This window comes from Prevotella rectalis (assembly GCF_900607215.1).
GTDB classification, from domain to species: Bacteria; Bacteroidota; Bacteroidia; order Bacteroidales; family Bacteroidaceae; genus Prevotella; species Prevotella brunnea.
In genome coordinates, this window is the sequence record NZ_LR027820.1 from 1,184,800 (window position 1) to 1,185,374 (window position 575).

Annotated in this window: 1 protein-coding gene; it reads right to left on the reverse strand. The window is 49.9% G+C overall.

Annotated features, from left to right (window positions below; translation table 11 throughout):
* Nucleotides 1-575 (reverse strand): IS256 family transposase (locus E0E16_RS15085; protein WP_181951321.1); only part of this gene is annotated, 575 nt, incomplete at both ends.

Sequence of the window (575 nt, forward strand, 5' to 3'; positions counted from 1 at the left end):
CTTTCATATGTTGTCTTTGTTTCCTCCATCGCCACGGCTGCCAGGAGGAAGATGACAGACTTCTCTGATGGCATGGATGTCCTCATTTGGATGGTTCTCCTGTACTTCCTGTTGAGCCTTTCAATCCAGTTGGTCGTATATATGCACCTCTGCACTTGGGGCGGGAAGTCCATATACGTGAAGTAGGCACTGTTGCGTTCAGCCTTGTACTTTCTTAGTGCAGGATATTTCCTTTCCCATTTCTCGACAAAGGTAATGAATTGTTCGTATCCCTGCAAGGAATTCATCTCGTTGTTCTCCAATTGGAACACTTCACTGAGCTGCTGCGCCATTACCGGTTTGTCTTTATGTGATGCGCCGCTGAGTATCTGTCGCTTGACGTGTGCCACGCAGAACTGGTGTGCGGCACCGGGAAAGGCTGCACAGACGGCATTCTCTATTCCTTGCAATGCATCGGAAACGACTAAGTCTATCTGTTCGACGCCTCTTTGCTTCAAGGCCTCAAGCTCGTCTTTCCAGCAAAGAGCCCCTTCTGTGGGATGATTGACAACCGTGAGCACCTCCCTGCTGCCGTC